At 57.5% G+C, this 18,166-nt stretch carries 10 protein-coding genes; all 10 read right to left on the bottom strand.

Translation table 11 applies throughout. The features are described from left to right. Positions 1-49 precede the first annotated feature (49 nt). Positions 50-8,056 (bottom strand): CxxxxCH/CxxCH domain-containing protein, encoded by an 8,007-nt coding sequence (locus tag ML541_RS08545; RefSeq protein ID WP_279342400.1) that lies wholly within the window; start codon positions 8,054-8,056, stop codon positions 50-52. Between the two features lie 128 nt (positions 8,057-8,184). Next, a complete protein-coding gene (locus tag ML541_RS08540; protein WP_243372303.1) occupies positions 8,185-8,496 on the bottom strand; it encodes a hypothetical protein in 312 nt (103 codons plus the stop codon). A 619-nt stretch (positions 8,497-9,115) separates the two neighbouring features. Continuing rightward, positions 9,116-10,582 carry a cobalamin-dependent protein gene (locus tag ML541_RS08535; protein WP_243372302.1) on the bottom strand — a complete coding sequence of 489 codons (1,467 nt, stop codon included), beginning with the start codon at positions 10,580-10,582 and terminating at the stop codon, positions 9,116-9,118. Between the two features lie 132 nt (positions 10,583-10,714). After that, positions 10,715-11,956, bottom strand: coding sequence for a hypothetical protein (locus ML541_RS08530; RefSeq protein ID WP_243372301.1), 1,242 nt, complete (start codon positions 11,954-11,956; stop codon positions 10,715-10,717). Beyond that, complete coding sequence (locus tag ML541_RS08525) at positions 11,953-13,278, bottom strand: DUF2318 domain-containing protein (RefSeq protein ID WP_243372300.1); 1,326 nt, start codon at positions 13,276-13,278, stop codon at positions 11,953-11,955. The genes ML541_RS08530 and ML541_RS08525 overlap by 4 nt, the downstream gene beginning before the upstream one ends. Next, entirely contained in the window at positions 13,265-13,963 is a 699-nt protein-coding gene (locus ML541_RS08520) for an ABC transporter ATP-binding protein (protein ID WP_347710794.1), read from the bottom strand. Before ML541_RS08520 ends, ML541_RS08525 begins: the two co-directional genes overlap by 14 nt. 10 nt (positions 13,964-13,973) lie before the next feature. Beyond that, positions 13,974-15,137 carry an ABC transporter permease gene (locus ML541_RS08515; RefSeq protein WP_243372298.1) on the bottom strand — a complete coding sequence of 388 codons (1,164 nt, stop codon included), beginning with the start codon at positions 15,135-15,137 and terminating at the stop codon, positions 13,974-13,976. Between the two features lies 1 nt (position 15,138). Further along, positions 15,139-16,368 carry an ABC transporter permease gene (locus ML541_RS08510; protein ID WP_243372297.1) on the bottom strand — a complete coding sequence of 410 codons (1,230 nt, stop codon included), beginning with the start codon at positions 16,366-16,368 and terminating at the stop codon, positions 15,139-15,141. A gap of 6 nt (positions 16,369-16,374) precedes the next feature. Next, the gene (locus tag ML541_RS08505; RefSeq protein WP_243372296.1) at positions 16,375-16,782 is read right to left on the bottom strand and encodes a hypothetical protein; all 408 of its coding nucleotides are present in this window, start codon (positions 16,780-16,782) and stop codon (positions 16,375-16,377) included. Beyond that, entirely contained in the window at positions 16,773-18,119 is a 1,347-nt protein-coding gene (locus tag ML541_RS08500) for a radical SAM protein (RefSeq protein WP_243372294.1), read from the bottom strand. Before ML541_RS08500 ends, ML541_RS08505 begins: the two co-directional genes overlap by 10 nt. Positions 18,120-18,166: the final 47 nt, after the last annotated feature.

Below are 18,166 nucleotides of genomic sequence, written 5' to 3'. Positions count from 1 at the left end.
TCCGAGGTGGCAGGACGGGGGAGCACCCTCCGTCCTGGCCGGTCCATCGTCAGTATGAAGTGTAATCGTAATTGGCAGCTGCCCCAGTGTATGTACCAGGAGTGGATCCCCCATGATGGGTGCACTGGCTGACGTTATTGGCTGTACCGATGGTGTAGCAGGAAATGGAGCCGCTGGCGGTCGTGGGGAGCCCCAGGCCATTCCAGGTGGCGCCGTTCAGGAAGCGCCGGGACTGGGGAACGGCATCGGTTCCCCTCCCATTCGCCATATTGGAACCGTGAATTCCGCCTATCTTGTCGCCGCCATGGCAATGCCTGCAGTATTGGGCAAAATAGGTTCCGTTAGTTGTACCCCGCGAGAGGGCGATGTTGCTGCCATCCTTCAACCACATTGAAGAACCATGCTTGATACGCCCCAGAGCCTCATTGGCGGGAGCCGCTTTCGCGGCAGCAGTTGCCTCCGAGCCATAGACGTCGGCGCGGTGGCAGTTGAAGCAGAAGTAGCCTTTATCTGTGCTGGCAGTCAGATAAGTGCTGTAGTTGACCGTCGCGTAGGAGGCAGACCCTCCCTTGTTGCTCATCCATTCAAACTGTAGCGATACGTCGGCATCCTTGATGAGCCACTTGTTGATGGACGCGTGAGGACCGACCGGATCGGTCTTGGTAGAGCCGTGGCAGTCGGTGCAGCGCAGGATGGACCATGGACCGAATGGCGGTACGAATGCAGAACCGAGACCTGGGCTGACAAACCAGTTGGCTGTCGCTGCGGAAGTGCTGACACTGGTAATCCATTGGCCGGAGGAATTCATGGCCCTGACGGTAAAATGGGTCGCATCGGTAATGGTCGTGATCTCAAGGAAACCGGTGCCGCTGGCGCTCGTTCCCGTTCCGGCAATGGGGTTGGCAGGAGGAGTATCGGCACCCACATAAATTACCCAGCCCGGCAAGGCATTGCGCGGCAAGGCCCCAGCACCAGCGAAGGTGGCTACGCCATTGGTGATACTCACTGTATCGGTGGCGACGGAGGTATTGTAATACGGCCAGTTACTGGTGTTGAAGTAGCTGTTGTAGGAAGCACTGGTATTGCCATAGTTCATCTTGACCGGCTGGTTGTTACCGCGGGCGTAAACGGCATGGTGTGCCACGTTGTTCGGGTTGAACTCTGCCGCCACATCAGTTGAACGGGCAACGACATTGCTTTTGGCATCGCCAGATGGTGTCATCGGTGTGGCAGTACCGAAAGCATAGCTGCTGTGGCACCTGATGCACAGGTCGCGCTGCCCGGCAATGGTCGAACCACCCAGGCCGGTAGAGCTCAGGTTATCGAAGACGTTCTCAATCTTCTTGTAGGTCAGGTTTGCGGTATCGACAAATCCGCCATTGGCACGGGTAAAGCCGGTCGCCCAGCCACCGGTGATGACCGTACCCCAGACACCGGATGAGCCGGAACCGGCTCTGCCGCCGCTCTGGTTAACCGCTGTCCACTTGTCCCCCATGAGAACCTCATAGGTGTAAGTGGCATCAGGAGGGGTGGTCCATGGCAGGGAAACGGTATAGGTACCGGAAGACAGGGTAAATCCGCTGATGTAGCGAATCTGTTCCACACCTGCCGAGCTTCTGACCTTGATAAGCTGGCCAACCCACTTGCCGTCGGCCCAGCCGGGAACATTTTTCGAGTCCGACGCAACCAGGGTGTAGTTGTTAGTATTATTACTGCTGCTGGTAACGGTTCCCTCCGGGTTACGGAAGGCGGCATGAGTGTTGTGGCAATCGGCACAGGAAACGTGGCGGCTGCCAATGTAGAAATTCTGTCCGTTTGTCAGGCCGCTGACAGACGGACTGAATGTGATGACACCATGAGTCGTGCCACCATTTATAGTGGACGAGACACCAATATCGGGAAAGGTGATGGTCATCCCGTTGAAATCGCTACCGGTCCAGAGTTTGCCATAACCGGTGATAGAGGTGGTAGTCGCAGTGGAGATGTTGCCAAAATCACCTTTATTCCAGCCTGATGTAGCCGTTACCCGCTCGTAGCTGTCATGCCTGCCGAAGCTGTCCAGCGGGTGGGACGCCGGCTTCACCAGTTGATAATTACCGGCAGCTGTCTGGAAAGCAGCGACCGTAATCTGTGTGGTTCCACCGGAAGAGGCCGTGTTGGCGGTAACAGTCCTCGATCCGCCGGGTGCCTTGAAAACATACCCCACCAAGCCACCAGTTGCATTGGGAGGTGTTCCTGTCGAAGCTGTCCAGACATTCTTCGTAGTAATAAGGAAGGTGGTGGTTCTTGAGCCGCCGGAAGGTGTGGTGCCCGAATCGCCGACGAAGATATCGCGCATGCCGGAAAGGCGGCCGTCGATCTTCTTCTGACCGTACCAGTCGCTGGTGGAGTAGCTGGCGAACTTTTTATAATCGGTACCTTTACTGTGGCAGGAGAAGCAGATATTTTCAACAGCCGGCTTCGGATTGGATACCTCGAAGAGGGTCGTCGAATCAGGCACGGTGGTGAAGCTGCCGTTCAGGTACAGGGTATTGGATGATGTACTGTAGACGGTGTAACGGGCATTGCTGCCGGTACCTTTGGTCAGGGTCAGGGCGTAGCCGTCGAAGTTCTTTCCTGCCCACGGCGTACCGCTCACAGTGAGTGAGGTGCTGTTGGCACTGGACACGGTTCCCTGGTAGTACTGGTTGCCAAGCACCGCGAACCTGGCCGGGATCGAGGACTGGTGCTGACCGAAGCGGGGATACTTGCCAGCGGTGCTATACTGGCCGTTGACGCCCGACTTGGGTCCGAAATCGCCGTTGCCCCCCATGGAGTCGTTGTGACACTTGACGCAGACCCCGTTAAACTGGGTGCCGTCGGCGTATTTGGCGGATTTCACGCCGTAGCCGTGGGTAGAGACGTTAAGTACCGAGGTTGCGTTGGCATAGGTCAGGTTCGGATAGGGTATGGGCATGACGTTGATCTGGCCATCAGGAGTACTGTAAGCCTTCGTTCTCGATGTCTGGTGACAAGAGAGACATAGGTTGGTATCGTCATTGACGCCGGCGGTGGGTGTGGTGGTGGCATTGGCACGCAGGTTATAGGCCCGCTTGCCGGCGGTCTTGAACTGGTCGTGGTCCACATGGCACATGAGACAGCGACGGGCGGTGGTGTTGGTCGAGCTGTCGGGAATCAGGTTGTAGTAAGTGCTGGTTCCCAAGATGCCCGTACCACCGGTGGTCAGGTCATTGTCCATGTAGTGGCGGTAATTGAGACCCGATGCCTGGCTGTGCATGGAATAGGAAGTTGTACTGGCACTGTACAATGCCGCAGCACCGGTTGCCTCTTGATGACAGCCACCGCAGGGGCTGCCGCCGGAAGATTCACCAGCCTGGGCCTCGATCAGCCCGTTCATGTGAAGTGCCTTGCCTGCCGCAGTGAAGCCATCGTTGGTGGCATTGACATGGGTATGACAGCCGTTGCAGCTGGTGCTGGTACTGTGGGTACCGGCAGGTGGATAGCCATGGCACTTGCTGCAGTCGGCGGAGGTGCCGGTGATGAGCGTGCTATCGGTCCAGGTCGGGGTGAATGACGCCTGGGACGTTGACCAGCCGTTCTTAAACCGGGTACCGTCATGACAGTAGACGTTGGAGCAGGTGGGGTTCGCGCTGCTCGTTTCGGTTGGCGTCGTCGCCAGATTCCGCGGGTTAGTCTTGGCAATGGTGCCGAAGGTGACATTGGCCGGTAATTGCGAATCGATATGTCCGGTGGCGGAGACCGTGCCGGGAACGGTATGGCACTCGTTGCAGCGAATGGGATTGGTATAGCCCTTCGCCGCGGTCAGGTGAGCCTGGTGGAAACCGACCCCCTCGGCCGTGGTGGCGGTATTGCCGGCAGTATCCTTGCCGGTGCCGCCCGGTGCGATGACCGCAGCGGAAATATTGGCATAGGTGCCGAGCGCACCGTGGCACTTGGTGCAAAGAGTATTGGCGGCATTATTGGTGCCCCAGGTGGGTGAGGTTGTACCGTGGCACGCGGTGTTGGAACAGTTTGTGGCTGTGCCGGTGCCGCCGTAGCGGGTTGCGACCTTGATCTCCCGCTGTTTGTCCACGTGGGTAACGAGACTGGTATAGGGCTTCAGTGCCGTGCTGGAATTGAGATCGGCAGTTCGGGCGTGGCACGTGTCACAGGTATAGTTGGTGCCGAGGACCGTGGCGTTATTCACATGTTTGGCGTGGGTGCCAGTGGTCAGGGTTGTCGCATCCCCATGGCAGGAACCGCACGACAAGGTGCCGCCGCTCCAGGTGGGGGAGGCATAGGTCACGGGAGTGGCTTGGCCGTCGCTATGGCAGTAAACCGTGGAGCAGCTGGTGCCATTCCACCCTCCTGAGGCATAGGAGGCGGAAAACTTCACATCCCTGGTCTTGTTCACATGGTAATTGACGCCGGTGTAGTTTTTAAGCGCGGTGGTGCTGGCCAAGGCAACGGTTTTGCTGTGGCAGGTATCGCAGGTGAAGCTGTAGTTGATCCCTTTGCCCACATGCTTGGCATGCTGAGCTGTCAAGGCAGTGCCATTGGGGTTGTTGGCGTAGACACCGCTGCCATTCATACCGCCGTGGCACTGGACGCAGTCGTTTATAGTTGTTGCCCAGGCAAGGGTGACATAGTTGGGGGTCGCTTGCCCGGAGCTGTGACAGTAGACATTGGAACAGTTTGTGCCGTTGTAGGCGCCGGTGGGGCCGTTAGCCCAGCTGTTCATATCCACGTTTTTAGCCCCGTTGGGATGGAGATTGCGACCGGTGGCGCCATTGATGGTGGAGTTGTTGGCGGCGACCTGGCTATGGCACGAATTACAGCTGAAGTTGGTGTTGGAGCTGTAGTTCTTCATATGCTTGTCGTGGGCCGCCGACCAGGTGCGGGTAGTGTCGGTGCGCTTGTTATGGCATACACCGCAGTTGTTGGCGGATTTAGCCGTGTTCCAGGCAACCGCCACCTTTGGTGCCCCTAGTTTTCCGTCGCTGTGACAGCCGGTGGCTGTATTGCTGCAGGAGCCGTAGGTATATCTGAAGCCTTTGCTGTCCGTATAGGCAGTGCCGCCGGCAACGTAACTCGCACCAGTGAGATTTGTGCCCCCCACGTTAGCGTCACTGTTGGCGCTGGCGGGGCCGGTGGCATGGCTGGTGGTGGAATGGCAGTTCTTACAGCCATAGGCATATGCGGTTGCCGTATGGGCGTTATTGCCGGTCAGGTTCCAGAAGGTAGCGGCGGAGTTGTAATGGATACCATGTCCGGCAGTGGCACCCGCTGACAAGGCGCCGCTGTTGTCGGCCCCATGGCAGGAAGCACAGGTAGTTGTGCCACCCCAGGCAACGGAAACCGCAGTGCCATGGCAGTAAGTGTTGGCGCAGGTCTTGCCGGTGCCGGTCGTAGGATCGTAGGTACCGGTCCGGCCGCCAATTACCTTCATCTGCACATCTTCGGTACGGTTGAGGTGTTTGCCGTTAGAGGTGTTGACCTTGGTCGGCGGAATGGCCGTATCGGAGGTTGTGCCCGCATGGCAGTAATCACAGGAGAGGTTGTTGGTCTCGACATGTTTCACGTGGCTGTTGGCGGTAACGGAACCCGCTGCACCCGATGTGTATACCGGATGTGCCTTGCCCGCCTGGTTGCCGTGGCAACCGTCACAGCCGATGGCAGCGGCATTCCAGGCAATGGTCTTGAAGCCGGGGGTGGCGCCATTGATGTTGCCATCACTGTGGCAGTACAGGCTGGCACAGCTGCCGACAGCGGTACCCGGGGCTTTGACCGCCCCGGCAGTGCCGGTGGTGACGCTGCCGTTGTACGTCGGACCCGTGGCATTGTCGGTATTCAGGTTGACGGCATTGTCGAACTTGACATTGATGTTCTTGTCCACATGATTCGACTTGGTGCCGATGCTGGTGTCGCTGTTGGCTGTAGCGGCATGACATTCGGCGCAGCCGATAACCCTGCCGACGGAAGTGGTGTAGTTGATGTGAGCCAGGTGGGCATTGCTGGCGATCTTGGTTGCGGCCAGCCTGTTGCCGCCATGGCAGCCGCTGCAGTCGGAGGGTAGAGCACCCGCACCCCAGGTAGGAACAGCGTAGGTAGCCGGCGACTGGCCGTTACTGTGGCAGTAGCTGGCATTGCATGTCCCATAAACGGCACTGCCCGGCACAATGGCCGTCCCCTTACTGTAGGTGGTCCCGGCAGCATTGCCGGTCATGGCCAGATTGATGCTGTTGTTGACGTGGGTCGGATAAGTGACAGTGGTCGCACTGAAGCCGCTACCGTGACAAACGCTGCAGTCGATATTGTATGTAGCTGACTGGGCATGCTTGACGTGGCTGCCGGTGGCGGAAGCACTGCTAGACATATCCACATGGCAGCTCCCGCACGTCAACGCACCGCTCCCCCATGCGGCAGTGGTTACTTTTGTACCGGCGCCAAGGCCGGTTGTACTCTGGACGGTGCTGTGGCAGTAGCTTGTGGAACAGGTACCATAGGCGGCGCTGCCCGGGGCAATGGTATTGGTCTTACTGTAAGTGGTGCCGGCGCCGATTCCGGTCATGGACAGGTTGATGGTATTGTTGACATGAGTCGGGTAGCTGACCGTCGTGGCGGTGAAGCCAGTACCGTGGCAGACGCTGCAGGCAATCTGGGCAGTGCCCGCCTGGGCGTGCTTTACATGGCTGCCGGTGGCAGAGGCTGAGCTGGACATATCCAGATGGCAGCCACTACAGCTGAGGGATGCCCCACCCCAGGTGGGGGTGGCATAGGCGGAGGGTGCACCGCTGCCCGTTGCGCCTTGGATGGTGCTGTGGCAGTAGATATTGTTACAGCTGCCATAGGTGCTGCTGGGGGCAGCGGCTCCCGTGGAACCGGTAGTGGTATAGGAAGAACCGTTGCCGGATTTGTAGGTACCCGATAAAGCGGTCAGATTCCAGTCGACGGTACCGGTGACATGGCTGAAGTTGCCTGCGGCAACTGCCGTATGGCAGTTCGAGCAGCCAAGGCCCATGTTACCGGTGGCGGAACCCGTATGGCGTGTATGGGAGCCTGTTACAGGCGCCGCTGTCGGAGGCGTTGCCGTGGAAGCGCTATGACAGGCTCCGCAAGCCGTATCGTTGCCGCTGGTGGAAGTCCAGGATGGGTTGAGGGTCTTGCCGCTTCCGCTCCAGTTGCCGTGGCAGTACACGTTACAGGAGTTATTGTAGGAAGTACTGGTTTTGACCGTAGTGCCGGGGCTGGTGGAAACGAAGCCATCCGGGTAGGAAGCAGACAGCGGGCCATGGCCGCTGAATGAACCAAAGGCGACGTTGCCGGCAAACTGCGGCCAGTTGGTGCCGTTGGCATTGAAGCCGATCCTGATGCCATTGGAAACAAGGGGGTTAGTGGACCCGCCATTGTGGCAGGTGGGACAGTTCATCCCCTGGGTAACGGCATGTTTCTGGTGGGCGCCGGGGCTTGCCGGGCTTGTGGCGCCAGTGGCCGGTGAAGCCAGACCGGTGGCGGTGCCTATGGTGGTATCGGCCGGCGGATTGCCATGGCAACGGGTGCAGCTGGCGTAAAAGCCCTGGTCGTGGTTGTGGCACTGGATGCAGTCCTGACCGTTATTATGGGTTTTGCCATCGGTCTGGCCGGTGGTGTCGTAGCGGTGATGCTTGGTCTGGCTATGGCAAGCCTCACAGACACGCTTGGAGGAGGTATGGTTGTCCGAGTCGTTGCCGAAACCGGTGACGTTTTTGAAGGTAACCGCGCTCCCCGGAAAGTTGCCCGTGGAGGTGTCAGGAGCCGTAAGCGTCTGATTCACCCGCTTGATGTTACCGGTGTTCTTGTTATGACAGGTGGCACAGGTAAAGGCGCCGTACTTGCCGGTGGCGGTTCCCCAGTCCCCGCCCCACTTGGTGGTGCCGGGAAACTCGGTGCTGTTGTGCAGCAGGCCTGCCTCAGCGGAGGTAGCAAAGAATTGCAGCATTACCCAAAATAAGGAAATAAGTACAGCCAACCTCTTCCCGGGCTGATTTATATCAACAGTGACAACCTCTGTAACCATAACCCCTCCGCTGTAGTTCTAATGCTTAAATAGGCGAATTTGTAATAAAAACGCCTCCAGTCACTGACATTACTGGTAGATGCTCGTGAAACATTACGGATGGAGAGGAGCCGACACTCCTCCAGAGGCTAGGCTATGGGAGGTGGTCTGGTGGAAAGAGAGGTAGGAAGAGCAAGAGCAGCTGCTGTATGGTGGGGGAGATAGAGAGGGAATGACTGGACTGCCGCTGGGTGGTGAACGAATTGGGTAGCGGTACAATCCAGGTGCAGATGGCCGGCATCGTCATCGAGACAGTCGCCCACCGTATCCGCCATTTCCAGATGGGGATGGACTTCGTCATGGGCGCTGAAATCGTTCCCCAGCCGTAACAGCAGAAAAGTGAAAACGAAGGCGGCAATAAATATGAATTTGCAAAATTGGTTCAGCTTCATCTGTCCCATACGCAGAGTTCGTTACATTCAGACATCTCTTTGATGCGTCTAATGGCGTACTTTGCAGCTACAGTGCCAGGCAGATTCATAACAGGCTGACCCAGCGAAGTTTTCTGCATGAATACCTGCCGCCTTCCGGAGATGAAAGCACCGTATGGTCCGATGTGAGTAAATAATGGAAGAAATGTCATTTTTTTGAAGCTTAAATTAAAAATAATATTAAATCATATTGTTGAAATTGATGATTAATTAACTATATTAGGGCTTTCATGCAATATTCGAAGGCAAAAACCCAATTTCAGACTCTAGTTAACGATTTTGGAAAATTTCCTTTTTCGAATTTTGAGTTTTTAGGTGGAGACACATCTTTTTGTTAGTGCAATGTAATTTTTTGGGCCAATAATCGCCATTGCGCCGAGAATCGGAACTTTCAGAACTGTTTTTCGCTGCATACCTTGCCGCGGCATGGAAATCAGGGAAAAGGGTCCAGGAGAGAAAGCGTGTCAGAGAAGCGATGTAGGAGAGCCCAACGAGGCACAAAAAAAGCAAGAAGCCCGGACCGCTACAGTCGATGCTCCTTGCTTGGTTTTCAAGAGTGCTGGTGAAGGCTCAATGAGCCGGCAAGACCTTACAGCCCCTTTGCCATCATCTCCTCGATCATGGCCGGCACCTTGCCGAGGGTGCCTTTGCCTAGCTTCTTGATGATGAAGGAACTCCCCATGATCAGTTTCATCGCCTTCATCAGGTAATCCTTCTTGAAGGTGTCCTTCATATTGAAGACTTCCGGCAGTTTCTTCATGTAAAAGCGGCGGTAGCAGTCGACGATAGCCACATCCACCTGAAGCAGGCTCATCTTTTTCGGCTCGATGATGGGATCGATAAGGTTGTACTTTGAATAGTCGTGTACCTTGATGCGGTCCTTGACGTCCTGGTACATATCCGCATAGGGCCAGGGTGTGATGGCCAAAAAATGGGCATTATCGGGATTGTAATACTGGGCAAGTTTCAAGGTCCGCTCGATGCTTTTTTTTGTCTCATCTGGAAAGCCGAGAACAAAGGAGGTCTCGGTGATGATCCCCTGCTCGTGGATCAGGTCCAGGGCACGCTTGGACTGGTCCACGTCCAGTTCCTTCTTGATGAAGTCCAAGGTTTCCTGGTCCGTGGCCTCGATGCCGATATAAATGTGAACGACACCCGCCTTGCGGTACTTCCAGAGGATCTCCTGGTCGCGAATAATGTCGGGAACCCTTGTCTCCATGAGCAGATAGATGGGGAGCTCTTTGGCGATGAGCAGGTCGAGCATCGCCTCCCAGCGCTCCCGATCCCTGGTTGGGTATTCATCGGCAATGAGGAAGACATTGACGCCGTAGGTGTCGTACAGGTGCTTAATTTCATCGACCACTTTCTGTGGGTCGCGGCCGCGCCAGGACTGCTCCCAGAACTTCTGTTGAGAACAGAAGATGCAGTCATGGTCGCATCCCCGTGAGGTGCTGATGGCACCCAGGCGTGAATTGGGAATGACGAAGTACTTATAATCTGGCCAATCGAGCAGATCCCAGGCCGCAGGCAGGTCATCGAGATTTTCACGGAAGCAGCGTTTAGCGGTTTTGACAACGCGATCTTCCCTTTTGAAGGCGATGCCGGGGACCTCGGCCAGCTCGGCTCCCGCTTCCAGTGCCGTCAGCAGGGCTTTAAGTGTTGCCTCTCCCTCGCCGCAAATGATGTAATCCACTGCTTCCGTTGTCCTGAAGACCTCTTCATAGCAGAATGACGGATGAACGCCACCGAGGATGGTGATTGCGCGGGGATTTATACGCTTTGCCAGTTCAAGGGTCTTAAGAGCATCGTTGATGGTAGAGGTAATGGCTGTCGTGGCTATGTAATCGAACTTTGAAGCTTTGAGGCGCTGCTCGATCTCGGGATAGCCGTGATCCTTGGTCATGGCATCGTATATCTCCGCATCGAAACCGGCCTCCCGGGCGGTACCGGCGAGGTAGACGAAGTTGAGGGGTATCCAGCGGCCGGCTACCTCTACCACGCCACAGTGGTATGGGGGGGTGATGAAAAGGATTTTTTTTACGCGAGTTGCTGCCATTTAACGTTCTCCGTCCTCTTTCCTGCCTGTCCCGGCGCTCGGGTGTGCCTGATAACCAGGGCATCGCCATTGTATCACAGCGCGGATTTTAATATTCAATAAAAGTGCCGAGATGTGAGGCCCTTTGGTCAATCAGCGATCCTGATCCCGGGAAATGGCATCAAGAATACCGTGAAATACTGAGCGGTGAGCGGTCTTCCCCCCTTCTGCCCATGAGATAGCCTGCGTGCCCCTTCCATGGGCCACGAACATCATCTCCCTCCGGGGTGCAAGCAGTCTTACCGGCATATAGACCGCGACAGCAACAAGCATGCAGAGACCTGACCACCAGATAAACGACAACCCCCGGTCTCTGACCAGATCGGTCATGACGATCCTTTTGGCGTTGGGAAAGGCAAGGGTGTAGCCATTGCGCGTAACGGTGCTTCCAAGAGGCACCGTGCCCTCCGCCACCGCGGCCTTATCCTTCACCACCCGGAACTGGAGCTCATATTTACCGCTACTGTAGGGATCACGGGCCGACCTGGGCTCAGCCAGGGTAAAAGCTATCCTGTAGGGGGAGCCGGGGACCTCGACGCTGTCTTCCCTGCCGGGAGGATAGATCATCAGCGTGACATACGAGGAAAAAGCGAAGGCTCGCTCCGGAGGGGTAAATTCCACGAAGGGAGCAAGACCCAGATAGCGAGGATAGAGATAGACGCCATGCAGAGAGCCGGGGGGGTAAAGGCCGAATTCTTTCGTTGTTTCGGTGCTGCCGTCAAAAAAACCGACCGTGATGGCCAAGGTGCGAGCCAGGACCAGTCCCGGGCGGTCCCGGAGAAGAATCTGCTCCACCCGCCCCTGCGCCCCCATCGCCTCCGGCAGAGGCTCCCCCTCGATAAGTGGCGTGCGCACGGATTCCCTGGTGGTGGTGCTGAGGAGGATGCCGGAAAAAAGCAGCAAAAAGCCCAGCAGCAGAAAAAAGCGGGCAGGAAAGGCACTGATGCCTTTCCATGCAGCGATGAAGCCCTCGCCGTGCCGGCAGTGGTATCCTGCCCCGGCCAACTTTTTCTCCAGCAGGTCGGCCTCCATCCTGCCGGCCAGTTTGACACGTTCCCCGGCAGCCCATGTTTCCTGCGGTAGAAAGACCGTTAACCTTTTCTTCCGGATAAAATCGGCGATTTCAAAGAACAACCGGGCAGCAAGATTCAGGGGAATGCAGGCCAGCAACATGGCTAACGGGGGGGTGCTCCTGGTGAGCGCCAGGAGGGTCACCAGGGCCTCGTCATTGTAAAAGGCGATGATGATGTAAATGAGGGCGAAGCAGCCAATGATGGCAGGCGTTGCGCCCCGCGATGCCACTATGTGTCGGAGGAACCAGGCGAGCCGCTTCATTTTCCTCCTCCCGGCAGCTTTTTCTCCGATTGGACCTGGGCCACCCAGGTATTTACCAGCATTTCAGCAGAGAGATGCACGCCGGAACCATCCACCGCAAATGGTACGGGGATGGGGTTGCATCCTCCAGGCTTGCCCACCGTTTCCAGCGGAATCAGCGTTTTGCAGTAATAGCAGATAACGGTGCCTTCATTCTGCCCGTATCCGTCGGGTTGACAGATGGAGCAGGCATCCAGGACAACGGTCAGTTCGCCCGAACGGTAGAGAGCGAAAAACCGTACTTTCTGCGCGCCTTTCTGATAGAGGTACTTGTGCAGCTTGCCGTCCTTGAGGTCCACGTCCCCATCCTTGACCGGAAGCACGATCTCCCCCGCGCTATCCGCTTTTACCGCCAGTGGTTTCGGATCCCAGTACTCCACGGAGGGATGGCTGCTGTTAAAGGCCGCTGCCGCCATGACCAGGCCGGCAAACAGTGGGAAAAAGAGACGCCGGCGGCGCTCGCGGAGCTGGGCAGCGATGAGCTTGCGACGGACGGCGGCTTGGCGTACGTGGGCCACGGACGGTAGCGGCTCCCGAAAGGTCGCCAGTGTCACCCCAGTCGTAGGTATGAACCAGATGGCAAGCCCTCCCCAGAAGCCGACGCCGTTGCTGAAAAGAAGGCCGATGTAATTCCAGATGTCTGTGCGAAAAAACGGGTGGTCGGGAATGAGCATCGATTCGAAAAACTGGTGAACGAAGTCGTGGATGAGCTTCATCACCTTCATGCTTAGTGGCGAGAAGAGATCGAGCCGGGGAGAAAGGGACGCTATGAACAGAAGCAGCGAGACGGCGAAAAGGGATGTCCCCCCCTTTGCCATGCCGATGTTTGGCAGAAGCGGCTCCAGACGGTACACAATCATCCAGAGCCCCAGCATTGCCAGGAGAATCAGCAGTAATGCCATAAATTGCGAATTATCAGTCCCGTAGGGCAAGCGGCAGACAAGCAATAGGCCATACCCTGCTGCAAAGAGAAACACGGTTATGGCAACCACGGCATGTCTGACGGACGGCCTGTCCCCCTCAGCCGCAGTCCCCCTGTACCAGACAATGGCGGCAACGATGAAGAGTGAAATAAAGGCAGCGGCCAGGGCCGACTTGATGATAAAGAAGGGTATCTCACCGGGAACGGCAGCGAACAGGAAAAAACCGAAAATGGTGCCGGCCACGAGCCCCGCAGCGCAGCCTGCTGTTAGCGCGGCCTTTTCCCCGGCATAGGCCCGTGCCAGTCCCATGACAAGGATGGCCCAGACAAGGAGCATGGTTACTCCCCTAGCTAGGATCATCGCCCTTCCTCTCGTGCCGCAGATCCTTCACCAGCTTGCCGTCATCCATAAAAAGGGTGCGCCCGCCCCACCCTGCCACCTCCTGGTTGTGGGTAACCAGGACCAGCGTGAAGTGTTCTTCTTCGTGCAGCTCTTTCAACAACTCCATGACCAGCCGGGTGCTCTTGTGGTCCAGATTGCCGGTCAACTCGTCGCCAAGGAGCAGTTTCGGGCTGTTGATGATGGCCCGGGCGATACAGACCCGTTGCTGCTCCCCCCCCGACAATTCTCCCGGTCGGTTGGCAAGCCGTTTGCCCAATCCTACCCGTTCCAGCGCCTGGCGTGCCTCGGCCTGGTCGGGAACACTATGGAAGTACTGGGCCATCATCACGTTCTCCAGGGCGGTGAGATAGGGAATGAGGTGATGTTGCTGGAAAATGATGCCGACCGCTTCCCGTCGGAACCTGGCCAGATGGTCTTCGCTGAAGGCAAGGAGGTCCTCACCTCCCACCAGCAGCCTTCCGGCAGTGGGGCGGTCAAGACCCCCCAGGAGATTAAGCAGGGTGCTCTTGCCCGAACCGGAATGCCCCATTACAGTAAGCCATTCCCCCTCGGAAACCTGCAGGTCCAGGGGAGCAAGAGCGCAGATATCCCCGTAACGTTTGGTCAACCCTGCTGTTTCGATGATACATGTTCCGGATTCCACTGGCATTAACTCATTCTCCCCGTAAGCTGCGTACCGGATCGAGGCGGTAGACGGCGATCAAGGGGCCGGTACTGCCGACGAGGGCCAGAAAGCAGCTGACTACGACCGCCGCTGGGAAAAAGGCAGGCAGAAACTCGGCAGCAGTTGCAAAGACCGTCTTCGTCACCAGCAGGGCGATGGCATAACCGGCACCATAGCCTGCCACCCCGCCGATGATGCCGAGAAGAACCGATTCTGCGGTGAAAAGGAGCAGAACCGCTCGCCGCGACGCCCCCATGGCTTTGATGAGGCCGATTTCCCTGCCCCGCTCAAGCACGCTGCTGCTCATTGTTGCTGCAACACTGGCGCCACATGCAGTGACCACCACCGCCGCCACCAGGAGCATCAATAGCTGGACCTTCTTCAGCAGCGATTCGCTGGTCGCCGCAACCTGACGAACCTCTTTCACCTGTGCTCCTCCCAGAAGCTTCTGCAGATTGCCGGCGAGCCGCCGCAGGTCTTCCCCTGTCGCAGCTGCCAATATTTTCACGGCAGTCAGCTGCCCCTGCAGACCCAGCGCCTTCTGCAGGGCCAGCAGATCGAGAAAAACAAGCCGGTCCGCCTCGCCACCCGTTGAAACGATGCCGGTAACCCTGACCACCATGCCGCCGGCAGGACCGCTCAACGAAAGCGCATCGCCAGGCTTGATGGAACGGCGCAGGGCAAGGTCGCTGCCGATCAGGGCGCCATTTGCATCCGGCCAGGTACCCTGAATCCGCCACCAGGGGGAAAGTCGGCGGATCTGCGGAAATACCACCCCATCCACAGCGACCGTATCCCCCCAAAGCTTCAGTGCTCCCCGCAAGTGGAAGGAAAGGTCGCGCCCTGCAGCCGGCTCCTGCAACAGTGCCCGTTGAACCTGTCCCTGGTCCAGGTAAGCAGATTCCGCCACCCTGCCGAAATTCATGCCGCCGCTTCCCACCTCGACCCCGGCACTGTCTGCCACAATCACAAGGTTCGCGCCGTAGCGCCTGATTTCCTCGGCTACTTTTTTCTCCATGGAAAAGGAAACAATGCCCAGGGAGGTAACGAGACTCGACGCCATGGCCAGGACCGTCACCAGCAGCAGCGTCCCTCCCTTTCGATGGGCAAGAGAGCGTATGACCACATGAAAGAACCAACGTCTTCTGCTCATATCATCCCTTCAGCACCTGCACCGGCTTGATAAGCAAAGCCCGACGCAGGGGAACGACGCTGCCGGCGGCAGCCACGGCAAAGGCGGCCAGAATGGCGGTGGGGAAAAGCCAGAAGGGGGACTTGATCTTCGAACTGAAAACGATACGGCTGACCAGCTCCGCCAGCTGATCCCCAAGCAGGTAACCGAGCACACCACCGATCAGGGAAATAATGAGGATTTCGCCGAAGAAAATGGTGACGACCTGCAAACGATCCGCACCGAGGGTCTTCATCAGCGCCACCTCGTGCTGCCGCTCGGCCATCGAGGCCATGAGGCTCGTGGAAACGGCTATGGCCGAAGCCGCCAAGGCCAGGGAGGTAAGAAGAATCATGACCATGTTGAATTTCTTCAGCAGGGAACCTTCGGCGCTGGCAATCTGCCAGATGGGCTTGGCCCGGCTCCCGGCCACGACCTCCTCCACGTTCTTGGCAACGGAGGTGACGTAGGCGGTGCAATACCATTTCTCATATTCCAGTTTGGTCATGGTGGCCGGGTCCCGGGAGCCGAAATCATCCATGGGTACGGTCAAAGCGCTGACCAGCACCCGGGAGATACGCCCCTCCTTTGCCAGCAGCCCCTGTACCGTTGGCAAAGGAGCAAAAAGCTGCTCCTCCTCGTAGCCGCCGGTTGTTACAACCCCGGATATCTTGAAGCGCCGGCTCCTGCCGTTTTTCCCGGCAACAATCTCGCTCCCCGCTTTGAGACCGAGTCTTCTAGCAAGGGAAACGCCGACGATTGCCTCGTCCGCTGCCTGCGGCCATTGTCCTGCCACGTCCCACCAGGGTGCGATCACCCGCACCCCCTGGATTGAGGGCTCTTCCCCTTCCACCTCCAGTTCCTTGCCGAACCAAGTGCCGGTGACGACGCCGCGCGCTTTTTTACCTCCCGCTTCCAGATCGACGATGCCGAACAGGTATGGAGCAAACCCGGTGATGTTGTACTTCCAGAAAACGGTTTTGATCTTTTTCAGGTCCGCCTCGTCCAGGTCGGCTCCGTCTTCGGCCGCCGCTGGTTCCACCAGGATGTTGGCGCCGTAGCTGCGCAGTTCGAGGGCCATCTTGTGGGAAATCTCGCCGTAGATGCCGAGGAAGGCGGTCGCCACCGCTGCTCCCATCGTTATGGAAAGGAGCAGAAGCACAATCGCCTTTGGCCGGTTGAGAAGCGAGCTTTTCAGGACGCGCAGGAGCACCGGGGATTATCCTTCATTGGCTGCCTGGACGGCAGTTCTCAGGGCAGCAACTTTCACCTTGAGCCGCCGCCATGCAACAACGCCTCCGATAACCAGCACGGCCATCACCACATGCTTGACCATCAGCGCCGGCACCTGCAGCTTGTCAGCGGCATTGGCCCATTCGAAGCTCTTGTAGAAGATGGTCCGGGGAATGCCGCCGATGACAATCCACCAGAGGGCAAAACGGAAAAATTTCACCATCTGATCATAGGTTCTGAGGAAAAAGAGGGTCGCCTCACGGCTGGACATGACCGATTGGGTCCGGACGATGGCATGGATGACAAAAGCGCTGGCGGCGAGAAGGGCGGTGGCAACATCATGGAAGTAGTTGTTCATCATGATAGCAACGCCAAGTTCGGGGCTTATCTGCATCGGTCTTTCTCCTTGTTCATCGCTTCCCGCTCCCGGGCGAACTGTTTGAAGGCTCTCCCCTGGGGATACTGAATCATCCAGGATGTAATATGGGACATGGGGAAGCCCCGCCAGGATATTTGCGGTATGCGCCCCAGTATTCTCGGGATGGTGAAAAGTTCGGCCCTCAGTTTGATGATGGCATCTTCCCGGAAATCGATGCTCATCATAGGATCATCATGGGTAAAGACGGCATGGTTGCCATCGAAGCTGTCCCAGTCAAGGCCTGGCACGAGATACGGCTTGTAGAGATCATAGAGGCCCGTGCCGGGAAACGGCGTGGTCATTACCGGGTGGGCGGAAACCTTCAGCTCGTCGCAAAGCTTGAGAATTCCCTCGTAGTCCTCCCGCCGGTCCTGTCTCCCGCCGATCATCATGAACAGCATGACCTCGATGCCGTTGTCCCGTATTTTTTTGATGGCATCTCGCCGCTGCCGCCCCTGCTTGGTGACCGCCTTGTATTCCTCCAGACTGCCGATATTGTTCGATTCCCAGCCCACAAGCACCGCCGTCAGCCCCGCCTTGCGGGCATTGGTCAACAGCTCCCCTGCCCGTGGATGATCCACGGAAACTAGGTCACCGGAGCCGAACCACGACTTCCCCCGGAGGCTCTTGCCCATCTCCCGGTACAACTCTATGGTGTAGTTCATGTTGACCCCCCAGACGTTGTCGTCGATCCCCCAGAACAGGCGCCGCTTGCTCTGGGCGACTTCGGCGACGACCTCGTCAATGGGGCGGGTGCGTACCCGGCCGCCGAAAAACTCGTGGACCGAACAGAAACTGCAGCGATGGGGACAGCCACGGGAGGTCTGGAAATAGCCGTAGACATAGTTCGTTTTCCAGAGGTTGGTGATCGGTCGTGGCAAACCTTTCAACTCTGGGAACCCACCCTGGTAAACCGGCTTCAATTGCCTCTTTTCGGCATCATCCAGGAGTCCGCCCCAGATCTCCTCCGCCTCACCAAGGACGATGGCATCGGCATGGCGCCCTGCCTCATCGGGCAGGGCAGTTACATGGATACCTCCCAGAAGCACCTGCTTGCCCGCCGCCCGCAAACGGTCGGTCATGCGGTAGACCCAGGGAGCCTGGGGGGTGAGGACGGTAAAGCCGATCAGGTCCCCATCGGCCAGCTCCGGATCGAACTGTTCCTTGTTGGCATCCACCAGTTCAACGGTCACATCCGGGCGGACCTGGAGGGTCAAGCCGGCCAGATACTCCAGCACCGGTGGTGCGATGGGTAGTCCTTTCGATTTTTGCCCTTTTTCGCCAAAAGGGGGGGATACCAGTAAAAGTTTCATTTTCTCTCCATGGGTTCGGCGCAATACGCCACCCAGGACAACGAATG

The sequence above is a fragment of the Geotalea sp. SG265 genome, from assembly GCF_022808985.1.
GTDB lineage: Bacteria > Desulfobacterota > Desulfuromonadia > Geobacterales > Geobacteraceae > Geotalea.
The sequence above is the reverse complement of the archived record's forward strand: the minus strand, read 5'-3'. Positions and strand labels throughout refer to the sequence as shown.